This is a genomic window from Anaerovibrio sp., from assembly GCF_024697385.1.
Classification (GTDB): Bacteria; Bacillota; Negativicutes; order Selenomonadales; family Selenomonadaceae; genus Anaerovibrio.
The window spans coordinates 1-14187 of sequence record NZ_JAILFV010000204.1; the positions used below are offsets into that span (position 1 = coordinate 1).

Genomic DNA, 14187 nt, shown 5'->3' on the forward strand with positions numbered 1-14187 from the left:
TGATGCCAAGAAATTTTCACCACCTTCACCGTTCAAATATGCCATAACAACTTTTTTCTTAAATTCAAAGCTATATTTAGACATAAAAATACCGACCTCCAATCGTTAGATTTTATGGTCTAACTTTTGGGGGTCGGTACACATAAGCCTTCCGTTACGCTTTTTTAAATTTACGGTGTAACTGTTTATTCAGCAGCAGCTTCAGCTTCTGCCTCAACGGTTTTCTCCGGCTCATCGTCGTAGACAACCTTGATATTACGATAACAGCTCATCCCTGTACCGGCAGGAATCAGCTTACCAATAATAACATTTTCCTTAAGACCCAAAAGCGGATCAACCTTACCCTTAATAGCGGCATCAGTCAGGACACGGGTAGTTTCCTGGAAGGATGCAGCTGACAGGAAGGAATCTGTAGCCAAAGCTGCCTTGGTAATACCCAAAAGAATTGGTTTTGCTACAGCCGGCTCCTTGCCTTCAGCAATAGCCTTGGTATTTGCAGTCTCAAAGCTGTTGATATCAACATATTCGCCTGGCAGGAAATCGGTGCCTCCGTGGGCATCAATACGAACCTTATGAAGCATCTGGCGAACCATAACCTCAATATGCTTATCATTAATACCAACACCCTGCTGCTTATAAACCTTCTGAACCTCATATACGAGATAATTCTGGGTTTCCTTAAGTCCGCAGACACGAAGGATGTCGTGTGGATTGATTGAACCTTCAGTAATCTTGTCACCAGGCTTGATATAATCACCATCATGTGTAGCAAGACGGGAATTAAATGGCAATACATATTCCTTGAACTTGCTTGGGTCATCCTTAGGAGTGATGGTAACAGTGAAGATTTTATCCTTCTCTGCCACGGTAACATCGCCCTCGATTTCGGCAATAATAGCATTATGCTTAGGCTTTCTTGCCTCAAATAATTCCTCAACACGAGGAAGACCCTGGGTAATATCATCACCACCGGCGACACCGCCGGAATGGAATGTACGCATTGTAAGCTGAGTACCAGGCTCACCGATGGACTGTGCAGCGATTATACCTACAGCCTCACCTACATTAACCTTGGTAGCATTGGCCAGGTCACGGCCATAGCACTTGATGCAGACTCCATACTGTGACTTACAGGTCAGTACACTTCTGATGGAAACCTTGGTACGGACCTTGCAGATTTCCTCAGCCAAAGCCTCATCAATATCATCATTAATGGAAGCAATCTTTTTGCCACTCTTAGGATCAATGATATCCTCAGCCAATACACGGCCCAGAATCCTGTCCTTCAGCGGTTCAATCACACCACTGCCCTCAACGATGGCCTCAACCTCGATACCGCGTATATTGTTATTACGAACCTTAACTTCCTTGGCATCACTGGACAAAACAGCCTCGATGTACTCCTCGGTGAGAGGTACACCTGCCGGAATAATTTCGACACCATTGCTGTCGAATACGGCCTCAGTAGTATTCTTGCCCATCATCTGAGCTATCATTGCAGCCTTAATGGACTTTCTGATGTTTTCATCAGGAGTCCCCAACTTGATGGTTTCTGTAGCAGCTGCATTGGAGATATCAGCATCATTGCTTGAAGATGAACCGCACAGAACTATCTCAGACAGTCCGGCTTCGCCAATAACCTTAAGAGCTGCTTCATCAAGGGTATTATTCTTGCTGAGGAGAATCTCTCCGGTTTCAGGGCTGACAACATCTGCAGCCAAAACGCGACCTTCCAGGTTTTCCTTGAGCTCCTCAACAGCTGCTGTAGCTGATACAGCCAGTTTAGCACGCTCACGCACCAGATTGATACCAACTACATCACAGTCTTCCTCACGCACAATAACATCCTGGGCAACATCGACCAAACGACGGGTTAGATAACCGGAGTCAGCAGTTCTCAGTGCCGTATCAGCCAAACCCTTACGGGCACCATGAGAAGAAATGAAGTAATCGGATACTGATAATCCTTCACGGAAGTTTGCCGTAATTGGAATCTCAATTGTCTTACCGGATGGGTCTGCCATCAGGCCACGCATACCGGCCAGCTGACGCATCTGTGACTTGTTACCACGGGCACCGGAGTCAGCCATCATGTAAATTGGATTGAATGGCTCGTTGTCCGCATAATTATCATACATTGCATCAGCCACCTGATTGGTAGCTTCATCCCAAACCTTGCAAACCTTCTTGTAGCGTTCCTCATCACTGATAAGACCACGCTCAAACTGGCGCTGGGTCTTCTTTACCTTGGCCTCTGCCTCATCCAACAGGGACTGCTTCTTCTCAGGAACCTTAATATCAGATATGGCTACTGTCATGCCTGCAATACAAGCATAATGATATCCAAGATTCTTGACATTATCTATTACAACAGCAGTTTCACTGGCACCAAGTGTCTTAAAGCATTTATCTACCAGCTTGCCCAACTGCTTTTTATTCATGAGCATACCCAGTGACCACTCACCGGTCTCCTTGTCCTGACTGTACTGGCGTACTGCCTTAGGCAATGTCTCATTGAATATCATACGGCCAAGGGATGTACGGACAAGTCCATAGTCAGTAACATTGCCCTCATCATCAGTTTCCTTTATACGAACCTTGATTTCAGCCTGTATATCCAGTTCCTGATGCTGATATGCCAAAAGGGCCTCATTAATTCCGGTAAAGATCTTTCCTTCACCTACAACAGGTCTTCCCTGGCTGGAATTTCTGACAGCAGTCAAATAGTATGATCCAAGCACCATATCCTGGGATGGTACGATAATAGGGCCACCATCCTTAGGGGCCAGTATATGATTGGCTGCCAACATCAGGACACGGGCTTCCGCCTGTGCCTCAGCAGACAATGGAAGATGAATGGCCATCTGGTCACCATCAAAGTCAGCGTTATATGCAGTACAAGCCAATGGATGCAATTTCAGGGCACGACCCTCGGTCAATACAGGTTCAAAGGCCTGAATACCAAGTCGATGCAGTGTTGGTGCACGGTTCAGAAGAACCGGATGCTCCTTGATTACACCCTCCAGAACATCCCATACTTCGTCCTTAGCACGCTCAACCATACGCTTTGCAGATTTAATATTATGTGCAATCCCGTCAGAAACCAGACGCTTCATAACAAATGGCTTAAAGAGTTCCAGTGCCATCTCCTTTGGCAGACCACACTGATGAAGCTTAAGCTCTGGTCCGACAACGATAACAGAACGTCCGGAATAATCTACACGCTTACCAAGAAGGTTCTGGCGGAAACGCCCTTGCTTACCCTTGAGCATATCTGAAAGGGACTTCAGCGGACGGTTACCAGGACCTGTTACAGGACGCCCACGACGACCATTATCTATTAAGGCATCTACAGCCTCCTGAAGCATACGCTTCTCGTTCCTGACAATAATATCAGGTGCATGAAGCTCCAACAGGCGTTTCAGACGATTGTTTCTGTTGATTACACGACGATAAAGGTCATTCAGGTCGGAGGTTGCAAAACGGCCACCATCCAACTGTACCATAGGACGAAGCTCCGGTGGAATGACCGGTACAACATCCATTATCATCCATGAAGGCTTGTTACCAGATTTGCGGAAGGCTTCTACCACCTCAAGACGGCGTATCAACTTCAACCTCTTCTGCTGGCTGGTTGCTTCGCGTAATGCTTCGGTAAGGCATTTGTGAAGCTTGTCCAGATTTGTTATCAAGCCTTCTTCAGGATTCTGCTCCTCCTCAGGAAGATCAGCCTCCAGTCTGAGAAGCAATTCCTTAATGGCCTCAGCACCCATACCTACCCTGAAGGAATTAGGATCATACTTCCCGCGTTCTTCCATATATTCTTTTTCGCTGAGTACCTCCGGCTCGATATCCTCAAACCGTTTTTTCGCCTGATCGGTGCTGCTTACACCGTCCACCGTACCATGGTCAAGAACTACAAAGGCAGCAAAGTACAATACCTTTTCCAATTTTCTTGGGGCAATATTTAATATCAGCCCAAGACGGCTTGGAATTCCCTTAAAATACCAGATATGGGATACCGGTGCAGCCAGCTCGATGTGCCCCATTCTCTCACGGCGAACCTTGGCACGGGTTACCTCAACACCACAACGCTCACAAATAGTTCCCTTATGGCGTATTCTCTTATATTTTCCACAATGACATTCCCAGTCGCGGGTTGGTCCAAAAATTCTCTCGCAGAAAAGCCCTGCAGTTTCCGGCTTTAAAGTACGATAATTAATAGTTTCCGGCTTAGTAACCTCACCATAAGACCATTCCCTGATTTTATCTGGGGAAGCCAGACCTATACGCATTGAATCAAAATTATTTACATCCAACAAGGGCGTGTCACTCCCTTCCCTTAATCATTACTATCATCATCAGCGGCATCAACATTCACAATCAGATCGTTATCAGAATAACTGTCCTCTGTTTCATTTTCATCAGAGTATTCATCAGATTCCTGTACCGTAGCAGAATCATCCACTCCGTTTACATCAACCCCAAGTTCATTGGCAGCATCCTTGATGTCGTCATCATCATCCTGTACCAGAATTTCATTGGCATTTTCATCCTGAACCTTGATATCAAGACCGATACTCTGCAATTCCTTAATAAGAACCTTAAAGGATTCAGGAACACCAGGCTCTGGTATATTCTCTCCCTTGACAATGGATTCATAGGTTTTAACACGGCCTACAACATCATCAGACTTAACAGTCAGTATCTCCTGAAGAGTGTATGCAGCGCCATATGCTTCCAGGGCCCATACCTCCATCTCACCGAAACGCTGACCACCAAACTGTGCCTTACCACCCAGCGGCTGCTGAGTTACAAGGGAGTATGGACCAACAGAACGGGCATGAATCTTATCATCAACCAGATGATGCAGCTTCAGCATATAAACGCAGCCCACAGTAACCTTGTTCTTGAATGGCTCACCTGTACGGCCATCATACAAAACAGTCTTTGCATCTTCATCCATACCGGATGCACGGATAGTATCAAATACATCTTTTTCACGGGCACCATCAAATACCGGTGTTGCAATGTGAACACCTGCAACATCAGACTTAGGCATACCATACTTATCGAAATCATATCCTATATCACGGAGACGCTGTTCTACAGTTGGATCACCGTTTTTAATCTGAGTACCGATATTTCTTACAGCCATACCCAAATGTGTTTCCAGTATCTGTCCAATGTTCATTCGTGAAGGCACGCCCAAAGGATTCAATACCACATCAACCGGAGTACCATCCGGCAGGAATGGCATATCCTCTTCACGCATGATACGGGAAACTACACCCTTATTACCATGACGGCCGGACATCTTATCACCAACAGAAATCTTTCTCTTCTGGGCAATATAAACACGGACCATATTATTGACGCCAGGATTAAGCTCATCGTTATTTTCACGGCTGTATACCTTGACATCTACAATCTTACCTGCCTCGCCATGCGGAACACGCAGTGAGGTATCACGGACCTCTCTGGCCTTCTCACCGAAGATTGCCCGCAACAGGCGCTCCTCAGCAGACAGCTCAGTCTCTCCCTTTGGAGTAACCTTGCCCACCAGGATATCACCGGTTCTCACCTCAGCACCTATGCGGATGATACCATTCTCATCCAGATCCTTGAGATTTTCCTCGGAAACATTTGGGATATCCCTTGTAATTTCCTCTGGCCCCAGCTTGGTATCACGGGCTTCACAGTCATATTCCTCAATATGAATGGATGTATAAATATCCCTCTTTACAAGGTTTTCACTAAGGAGAATAGCATCCTCGTAGTTATAACCTTCCCAAGGCATATACGCAACAATAATATTATAACCCAGGGCCAGCTCACCGTGGTCGGTCGCCGGACCATCAGCTATAGGCTGTCCTGCCTCAACCTTGTCCCCCTTGAATACGATAGGGAGCTGATTAATACATGTTCCCTGATTGGAGCGCATAAACTTCTGCAGCTTATACTCATCCATATCACCGGATTTTGTACGAATTACGATTTTATCAGCACTTACAGACTGGACCTTACCTGAATTCCTTGCCAGGATCATGACTCCTGAGTCACAGGCAGCCTTATATTCCATGCCGGTACCAACCAAAGGTGCCTGAGTCCGCAAAAGCGGTACAGCCTGACGCTGCATGTTTGCACCCATCAGAGCACGGTTGGCATCATCGTTTTCAAGGAATGGTATCATTGCTGTTGCAATGGAAACAACCTGCTTTGGTGAAACATCCATGTAGTCAACCTTTTCACGGCGCACCTCAGTGGTCTCCTCGTGAACACGGGCTACTACACGCTCATTTACAAACCAGTCATTCTCATCCAATGGCTCATTGGCCTGAGCAATGATCAAGGTATCCTCAGCATCAGCTGTAATATATTTAACCTCATTGGTAACACGCTTTTTATCCTTATCAATACGGCGATATGGAGTCTCCATAAAGCCATACTTATTAATACGGGCATAATTGGACAGTGAACCAATCAAACCGATATTAGGACCTTCAGGGGTCTCAATAGGACACATACGGCCGTAATGGGAATTATGAACATCACGAACCTCAAATCCTGCACGCTCTCTGGAAAGACCACCAGGTCCCAGGGCAGACAAACGACGCTTATGGGTAAGCTCAGCCAAAGGATTGTGCTGGTCCATAAACTGTGACAGCTGTGATGAACCAAAGAATTCCTTAATGGCAGCCACTACAGGACGAATATTAATAAGATTCTGGACAGCAGAAATATCCTCCTGGGTTGACATGCGCTCGCGAACTACACGCTCCATACGGGTCAGGCCTATACGGAACTGATTCTGAAGGAGTTCACCTACAGAACGCACGCGACGATTTCCCAGATGGTCGATATCATCTGTTCTTCCCACACCATGCATAAGGTTAATGAGATAACTGATTGAAGCAATAATATCATTAACTGCGATAGTGCGCTTCTTATCAATCAGGGTTGGAGAACAAATCATCTCAAGAGTATTCCCCTCATCATCCAACTTCACAGTAATGGTAATGGCCTTATTTTCACCAAATATTGCCTTTTCCTGTTCAACAGTGATTTCATCGACAAAATCCTGACTGATTATCTCGTTGGCAGGAATAATGATCTCTCCGGTTTCCTGATCCACCAATGGTTCAAGGAGTACCTGTCCTACCAGACGGTACTTCCAGCCCAATTTTTTTGTGATTTTATGCCGGCCAACAGTAGCCAAATCATAACGCTTCTTATCGAAGAAGAGACTGCGCAGCATCTGGCGGGCATTATCCACATTGAATGGTTCACCCTGACGCAGGCGCTTGTATATTTCATCCAGGGCAACTTCTTCTATAGGCCTGTCCTGATCAGCTTCAGTACTATCGCGCTCCAATGTTGCGGCTATAGCCGGATCATTATTAAAGAGTGCCATGATTTCCTCGCTGGTACCAAAGGACAAATCAGAGGTAATCACCTCAATATGATCCTCATTTCGACCTGTCTCAGCTGCACTGGCAGTTCCATCCTCTATCTGCTGCAATCTGATCTTTTCTGCCTTATTAATGCAGTCAAGTGCCCTAAGGAAAACAGTTACAGGCAGTTTACGGGTCCTGTCTATACGAACTGAAATCACATCATTGGCATCTGTTTCCAGTTCGATCCATGCCCCGCGATTTGGTATGACTGTAGCATTGAACAGGGATTTACCGGATGAATCCACATTCACCTCATAATAAGCTCCCGGAGAACGAACAAGCTGACTTACGATAACGCGCTCAGCACCATTGATTACAAAAGTGCCTGAGCTGGTCATCAGGGGGAAATCTCCCATAAAAATCTCACTGTCATGAAATTCTCCATTTTCCTTGTTAATGCGACGAACCTTAACCCTGAGAGGTGCTGAATAAGTTGCATCCCTCTCCTTGCTCTCCTCGAGGCCATATTTTGGCTCTCCCAGAGAATAATCCAAGAGTCTTAATTCAATCTTGTTCTGGAAATCAGTAATAGGGGAAATATCCTCAAATATTTCCATAAGACCTGTTCCCTTGGTCCCCTTTTCCACATCACCAATAAACCACTCATAAGACTTACGCTGAATGTCCAGCAAATGAGGCATTTCCATGACCTCTTTAATCTTGGCATAGCTATACCTGGTTCGTTTGCCTACCGGCACAGGATGAAACATTAAGTACTTCACTCCTTAGCTAAAAATAACAAAAATGACAAAAAATCCGCACACGAAAAATAAACAGATTCACAACACCTCTTCATGGGCTAAAACCACACGACGCATTGCCAAATGTTTAATAACACCTGATGAATCCATTTAATACTCCTTGCACGAACTTAATTTACTTGTTTTCGCGATATTAATCGCAGCTACAGTTACTCATTTTGTAGCAATTAATTTTACCAATATTATATGGCTGTGTCAAGAAAAACATGCTAATTAATAGTATTTTTTTGAATGCATCGCACAAACACAGTGATTACATTCTTGCTTCTGGAAAAATTCAATTTAAATAGATACGGATTAAAACAAATATAAATAAAAAAGCTGTGAAAATGATTGCTCATTTTCACAGCCAATTTACAGTTTAATATTAGCTAAACCAGAATTACTTCAACTCTACAGTTGCACCAGCAGCCTCGAGGGAGCTCTTCAGAGCCTCAGCATCAGCCTTGGAGATACCTTCCTTGATTGGAGCAGGAGCACCATCAACGAGAGCCTTTGCTTCCTTCAGGCCAAGACCGGTAGCCTCACGAACAGCCTTGATTACGTTGATCTTGCCAGCGCCAGCCTCTTTCAGGATTACATCAAACTCGGACTTCTCGCCAGCAGCGCCACCCTCAGCAGGAGCAGCAGCAGCTACAGCAACAGGAGCAGCAGCGGATACGCCGAACTTCTCCTCAGCAGCCTTTACGAGCTCGGAAAGCTCAAGAACAGTCAAGTTACCAATTGCCTCTAAGATTTCTTCATTAGTCATTTTTATTTCCTCCAATTATAAACATTAATTTCTTTTTTAATAATATTTAAGCAGCAGTGAGCTTAAGCGGATGCCTGCTCTTCCTTCTGCTTGCGTACTGCATCAAGCACATTGACAATGCTGCGAAGCATAGCACCCATAACGCCAACGGTATTGGATACAGGAGCCTGCATACTGCCAAGCAGCTTGCCGATAAGGACTTCTCTGGAAGGCAGGGCAGCAATAGCCTTAACCTCATCAGGAGTTACGACCTTACCTTCAACGATACCACCCTTTACTACCAGCTTTTCCTCTTCAGCCAGGTTGTTCTTCTTGATAAACTCACTTATTACCTTTGCAGGAGCAACAGCATCATCTGCAGAATACGCCATAGCAGTAGTGCCCTCGAGGAATGGAACCATCTCATCAAGGCCTGCCTCCTGGGCAGCAATACGAGTCATAGTGTTTTTAATTACATGGTAGGTAACACCAGCTTTACGAAGCTCTACACGCAACGCAGTATCCTGAGCAACAGTTAATCCCTTATAGGAAGTAATAACAGCGCCCTTGGAGCTGGTGAGAATTTCTTTCAAGTTAGCAACAATTGCCTTCTTCTGTTCTGTAACAGCCATGAATACACCTCCTTTTCAAAAATATAAAGAGCAAAAACGGCCTCCGGCTGATTCACCGGAGGCCGCATATTCATGCACACGCATCCGGCCTCGGCAGGCGTTCATCCTTTAAATGAAATATTTTCATACCTGCTGTCTACAGCCATAGACTATTCTATTATACAGCCCGCAAAAAATCAAGCATGTACTACCGGAACACCAGGTCCCATAGTGGAGCTGATGGTCACGGAGCGGATATACTGACCCTTTGCAGCAGCCGGTTTTACTCTGATTAATGTATCCATCAAAGCATTAAGGTTTTCCACGAGCTTAGCAGCATCGAAGGAAGCCTTGCCGATAGGGCAATGTACATTACCAGCCTTATCAGTACGGTATTCAACCTTACCAGCCTTGATTTCGCTGATTGCCTTACCAAGATCCATGGTTACAGTACCCAGTTTAGGGTTTGGCATCAAGCCTCTAGGACCGAGGATTTTACCAAGACGACCAACAGTACCCATCATATCAGGAGTAGCTACAGCGACATCAAAGTCAGTCCAGCCACCCTGGATCTTAGTTACGATTTCGTCAGAGCCTACGAAGTCTGCACCTGCAGCCTCTGCCTCTTCAACCTTTGCACCCTTTGCAAATACCAATACACGCTTGGATTTACCGGTGCCATGTGGCAGCACCATAGCGCCACGAACCTGCTGATCTGCATACTTAGGATCTACGCCCAAGCGTACATGGAGCTCAATGGTCTCGTCAAATTTTGCAGTAGCAGTCTTTTTAACGAGCTCTACAGCTTCCTCAACAGTGTAAACCTTACCAGCCTCAAGAAGCTTTACAGCATCCTGATACTTCTTACCTGCTTTTGCCATTTCAAAAATTCTCCCTTCGTGGTAATAACGGATTTTCCTCCCACGGACACGAAACAGTTATCAGTCAACGATTTCGATACCCATGCTGCGTGCAGTACCCTCGATCATACGAGTAGCAGCTTCAATGCTTGCAGCGTTCAAATCTGCCATCTTGGACTCAGCAATCTCCTGAGCCTTTGCACGAGGCAGCTTTGCAACCTTGTTCTTGTTAGGTTCACCAGAAGCCTTTGCCAGACCTGCAGCCTTCTTCAGAAGAACAGCAGCTGGAGGAGTCTTGGTGATAAAGGTAAAGGATCTATCCTCAAATACAGTAATTTCTACTGGAATGATAAGACCACTCTGCTTTGCAGTTCTCTCGTTAAATTCCTTAACGAAAGCCATGATGTTGACACCAGCCTGACCAAGGGCAGGACCTACTGGAGGAGCTGGAGTAGCCTTGCCGGCCTCAACCTGCAGCTTTACCATCTTTGCAACTTTCTTAGCCATTTTATATACACCTCCTTAAAAGGAAATCAGCTTTTTTCTACCTGATTGAAATCAAGTTCAACAGGTGTTTCACGACCAAACATCTCAATAAGGGCTTTGAGCTTCCCTTTTTCGTTGTCCACGGAAACAACCTTTGCTGCATAATCTTTAAATGAACCGGATTTAATTTTAATGAACTCACCAACCTCAACATCAATATTGATAACCGGCTTAACCGTTTCTTCTGACAAGCCCATCAAATTCAATATATTGGCCATCTGGTCTTCATCAATTGGCGTAGGATCAGTACCGGCACCGACAAACCCTGTAACGCCATCTGTATTTCGTACATCAAACCAAGTCTTTGCATTGACTATCATCTCTACGAATACATAACCCGGGAAGAGCTTCCTCTTTATGACCTTTTCAACACCATTCTTCTTCTCGACCTCGTCCACAACCGGGACCAGTACATTGAAGATTTTGTCCTCCAGTCCTAAAGAGCTGACCTTCCTTTCCAGATTGGTCTTGACCTTATTTTCGTATCCGGAATAGGTATGCACAGCATACCAATGTCTTTCAAGTGTCTTTTCAGATTCCATACATTTGGATGCAAGGCATCCCTACCCTCCAGTCTTAGCGTAAAATCAGATTAAACAACCTCGAAAAAAATGTATCACACACCCAGATAAGTGAGCATACGACAAATACAGTTATTGAAACAACAACTGTATATCTTGCCAATTCTTCCTTGGTGGACCAAGATACCTTTTTCATTTCAGCCGAAACTTCACGCAAAAACTGCATAGGGCTAAAACCTGAAGACTTCGTCTGAACTGCTGACGCTTTTTCTTCCGCCAATGCATTCACATCCTGTCTAATATTACAACCCTTACACAAAACTGCTGATTATTTGGTTTCCTTGTGCAGTGTGTGCTTCTTGCAGAACTTGCAATACTTATTGAATTCGATTCTATCTGGGTCGTTCTTTTTGTTTTTGTTGGTCTGATAGTTGCGACTCTTGCACACGGTGCAGGCCAGCGTTACTGCATTGCGCATCTTATGCACTCCTTACTATTGAAATTATTGAACACTTAACAAAATGTCACTAACATAATTTATCACAATTAAATTTGACTGTCAACAACAATCAAATTAAATTACAGGGAAAGGACATTTTGTTCTGATATTAACAGTGCCTCATCTTCCACATACCCAAGATAAAAAATGAGCGCCCCTGAAATGATGGATAAAACATCCCTATATTCAGCAGTTGTACAAAACTCCCACTAAACAAGTTCTATTTTATGCTTTGCATAAATAAAACCCCTTATAAAAGGGGTTTAATTTACTGATTGGTGGCTGCGAAGAGATTTGAACTCCTGACACTCCGGGTATGAACCGAATGCTCTAGCCAACTGAGCTACGCAGCCATATATAATGGAGCTGATAACCAGAGTTGAACTGGTGACCTCATCCTTACCAAGGATGCGCTCTACCTACTGAGCTATATCAGCATTCCAGGCTTTGGTTGCGGGAAGAGGACTTGAACCTCTGACCTTCGGGTTATGAGCCCGACGAGCTACCGACTGCTCCATCCCGCGATAATAATATAAAAAGTCAAATGGTGGGCAGGGATGGATTCGAACCATCGTAGCCTACGGCGACGGATTTACAGTCCGTTCCCTTTAACCACTCGGGCACCTACCCAAATATCAACTCTTTATGAGGGATAACACTGCATTTTGCCTCAGTCTGAGGCACCCTTTGTGTTTTCCCGCTGACAGGTATATATACTATCATCATATTTATGGTTTGTAAAGCATTTTTTATAAAAAATTGTTATTTTTTTCTTTTTGCCCGGTCTCTCAATCTCCTGGACCTGTCATTACGGCCTTTATGGCTGTTTCCCTTACGGTTTGCATACTTGCTCTTTGCCAGTTTAGCCTGCTTTTTTTCAGCTTCCTGTTTTTTCCTGGCCAGCTCCTTTTCCCGCTTTTCACGCTTCAGTCTTGAAGCCAGGCTTCTGCTGGAAACATCCTTGGTGATATGATTTTTTATCCCTGCCTCGATTTTCCTCAACATGTTATATTGACGGGCATTGACAAAGGTAATGGCCACACCATGCTGTCCGGCACGCCCGGTACGGCCGATACGGTGAATATAGCTTTCCGTATCCTGTGGTATATCATAATTGAATACATGGGTCACCCCTTCTATATCCAGCCCACGGGCTGCAATATCGGTGGTGACCAGAATCTGCAGCTTTGCCTGACGAAATTTATTCAGCACATTGGTTCTCTGAAGCTGGCTCAGCTCACCATGAAGCTCATCTGCCATGTAACCGCGTCTGGCCAAAGCCATTGCAACCTGGGACACTCTGGACCGCGTCGAGCAAAATACCATAGCCAGATACGGCCTGTCTTCGTTAATAAGTTCGCAAAGCTTATCCAGCTTTGAGGATTCAACAGTATCCACCACCCGTTGCTGAATACTGTCCAAGGTAATATGCTCCGCCTTTATCTCAATATGCTGCACCTGATACATATAGCAATGGGCAAGGCTCTTGATGCGGTCCGGCATAGTGGCCGAAAACAGCATAATTTGCCTGTCCTTGGCCATAACCGAAAGAATGGTCTCCACATCCTCGATAAAGCCCCGACGAAGCATTTCATCAGCCTCATCCAAAACAATCCTGTTGGTTGTTGAGAAATTCAGCGTACGGCGACGCAGGTGGTCCAGAAGGCGTCCCGGAGTTCCTATGATAACCTGGGGCGACCGCCCTAATTTCTGTTTTTGCCGTTCTATATCCTGTCCTCCATATATGGCCAGTGACCTAATGCCACTCGCCTTATCGAGAATCGCGGCCACCTTTGAGATCTGAATGGTCAGCTCCCTGGTAGGTGTTATGATGACAGCCTGAACATTATCTGCCTGCAGCTTGATTTTATCATATATTGGAAGCAAAAAGCCCAGGGTTTTGCCTGTCCCTGTCTGGGCCTGTACAATAGTATCCCTGCCATTTCGCAAGGCAGGAACAGCCTCTTCCTGAACCCTGGTAGCTTCCCTTATTCCCATTTTACTCAAGGCATCACATAAAGGGCCACTGACACCAAGCTCTTCAAAACTTTTCATGATTTCACTACCTTTACCTATATATACAGATAGCTCTCCCAATATGGGAGAGCCTGTTATTCAATAAATACTCCTTATCCGGCAGAAGCTTTCTGCAGTCACCACAGCTTCGTAATCCATAGCACAAAACCGTCAGCAGGGCGATGA

10 protein-coding genes, 4 tRNA genes and 1 other annotated feature are annotated in these 14187 nt (G+C 45.2%); all 14 genes read right to left on the minus strand.

All coding sequences use genetic code 11. From position 1 onward, the window contains the following. Positions 1-185: 185 nt before the first annotated feature. Positions 186-4322, minus strand: coding sequence for a DNA-directed RNA polymerase subunit beta' (rpoC, locus tag K6C05_RS10685; RefSeq protein WP_296734603.1), 4137 nt, complete (start codon positions 4320-4322; stop codon positions 186-188). A gap of 20 nt (positions 4323-4342) precedes the next feature. Further along, positions 4343-8167, minus strand: a complete 3825-nt coding sequence (locus K6C05_RS10690) for a DNA-directed RNA polymerase subunit beta (RefSeq protein WP_296734669.1) — start codon at positions 8165-8167, stop codon at positions 4343-4345. Between the two features lie 433 nt (positions 8168-8600). Next, entirely contained in the window at positions 8601-8969 is a 369-nt protein-coding gene (rplL, locus tag K6C05_RS10695; protein WP_296734605.1) for a 50S ribosomal protein L7/L12, read from the minus strand. A 62-nt stretch (positions 8970-9031) separates the two neighbouring features. Further along, positions 9032-9580, minus strand: a complete 549-nt coding sequence (rplJ, locus tag K6C05_RS10700) for a 50S ribosomal protein L10 (protein WP_296734607.1) — start codon at positions 9578-9580, stop codon at positions 9032-9034. A gap of 22 nt (positions 9581-9602) precedes the next feature. Then, positions 9603-9740 (minus strand) — a sequence feature (ribosomal protein L10 leader region). A gap of 16 nt (positions 9741-9756) precedes the next feature. After that, positions 9757-10440 (minus strand): 50S ribosomal protein L1, encoded by a 684-nt coding sequence (gene rplA / locus K6C05_RS10705; RefSeq protein ID WP_296734609.1) that lies wholly within the window; start codon positions 10438-10440, stop codon positions 9757-9759. Positions 10441-10500: 60 nt separating this feature from the next. Continuing rightward, a complete protein-coding gene (gene rplK, locus K6C05_RS10710) occupies positions 10501-10926 on the minus strand; it encodes a 50S ribosomal protein L11 (RefSeq protein WP_296734612.1) in 426 nt (141 codons plus the stop codon). A 26-nt stretch (positions 10927-10952) separates the two neighbouring features. Continuing rightward, on the minus strand, positions 10953-11507 hold the full coding sequence (nusG, locus tag K6C05_RS10715) for a transcription termination/antitermination protein NusG (protein ID WP_296734615.1): 555 nt from the start codon (positions 11505-11507) through the stop codon (positions 10953-10955). 34 nt (positions 11508-11541) lie between these two features. Continuing rightward, on the minus strand, positions 11542-11712 hold the full coding sequence (gene secE, locus K6C05_RS10720; protein WP_363317202.1) for a preprotein translocase subunit SecE: 171 nt from the start codon (positions 11710-11712) through the stop codon (positions 11542-11544). A 102-nt stretch (positions 11713-11814) separates the two neighbouring features. Further along, positions 11815-11964, minus strand: coding sequence for a 50S ribosomal protein L33 (rpmG, locus tag K6C05_RS10725; protein ID WP_296734620.1), 150 nt, complete (start codon positions 11962-11964; stop codon positions 11815-11817). Positions 11965-12261: 297 nt separating this feature from the next. Next, positions 12262-12338 (minus strand) — tRNA-Met (locus K6C05_RS10730). An 8-nt stretch (positions 12339-12346) separates the two neighbouring features. After that, positions 12347-12422: transfer RNA gene (locus tag K6C05_RS10735), tRNA-Thr, on the minus strand. 11 nt (positions 12423-12433) lie between these two features. Next, positions 12434-12509 (minus strand) — tRNA-Met (locus K6C05_RS10740). A gap of 21 nt (positions 12510-12530) precedes the next feature. Further along, positions 12531-12615 (minus strand) — tRNA-Tyr (locus tag K6C05_RS10745). Between the two features lie 132 nt (positions 12616-12747). Beyond that, positions 12748-14040 (minus strand): DEAD/DEAH box helicase, encoded by a 1293-nt coding sequence (locus K6C05_RS10750; RefSeq protein WP_296734623.1) that lies wholly within the window; start codon positions 14038-14040, stop codon positions 12748-12750. Positions 14041-14187: the final 147 nt, after the last annotated feature.

Coding starts and splice junctions, on each gene's coding strand:
- K6C05_RS10690 (WP_296734669.1), bottom strand. CDS start 8,167: ATGTTTCATCCTGTGCCGGTAGGCAAACGAACCAGGTATAGCTATGCC.
- secE (WP_363317202.1), bottom strand. CDS start 11,712: ATGCAGTTTTTGCGTGAAGTTTCGGCTGAAATGAAAAAGGTATCTTGG.
- nusG (WP_296734615.1), bottom strand. CDS start 11,507: ATGGAATCTGAAAAGACACTTGAAAGACATTGGTATGCTGTGCATACC.
- rplJ (WP_296734607.1), bottom strand. CDS start 9,580: ATGGCTGTTACAGAACAGAAGAAGGCAATTGTTGCTAACTTGAAAGAA.
- K6C05_RS10750 (WP_296734623.1), bottom strand. CDS start 14,040: ATGAAAAGTTTTGAAGAGCTTGGTGTCAGTGGCCCTTTATGTGATGCC.
- rplL (WP_296734605.1), bottom strand. CDS start 8,969: ATGACTAATGAAGAAATCTTAGAGGCAATTGGTAACTTGACTGTTCTT.
- rplA (WP_296734609.1), bottom strand. CDS start 10,440: ATGGCAAAAGCAGGTAAGAAGTATCAGGATGCTGTAAAGCTTCTTGAG.
- rplK (WP_296734612.1), bottom strand. CDS start 10,926: ATGGCTAAGAAAGTTGCAAAGATGGTAAAGCTGCAGGTTGAGGCCGGC.
- rpmG (WP_296734620.1), bottom strand. CDS start 11,964: ATGCGCAATGCAGTAACGCTGGCCTGCACCGTGTGCAAGAGTCGCAAC.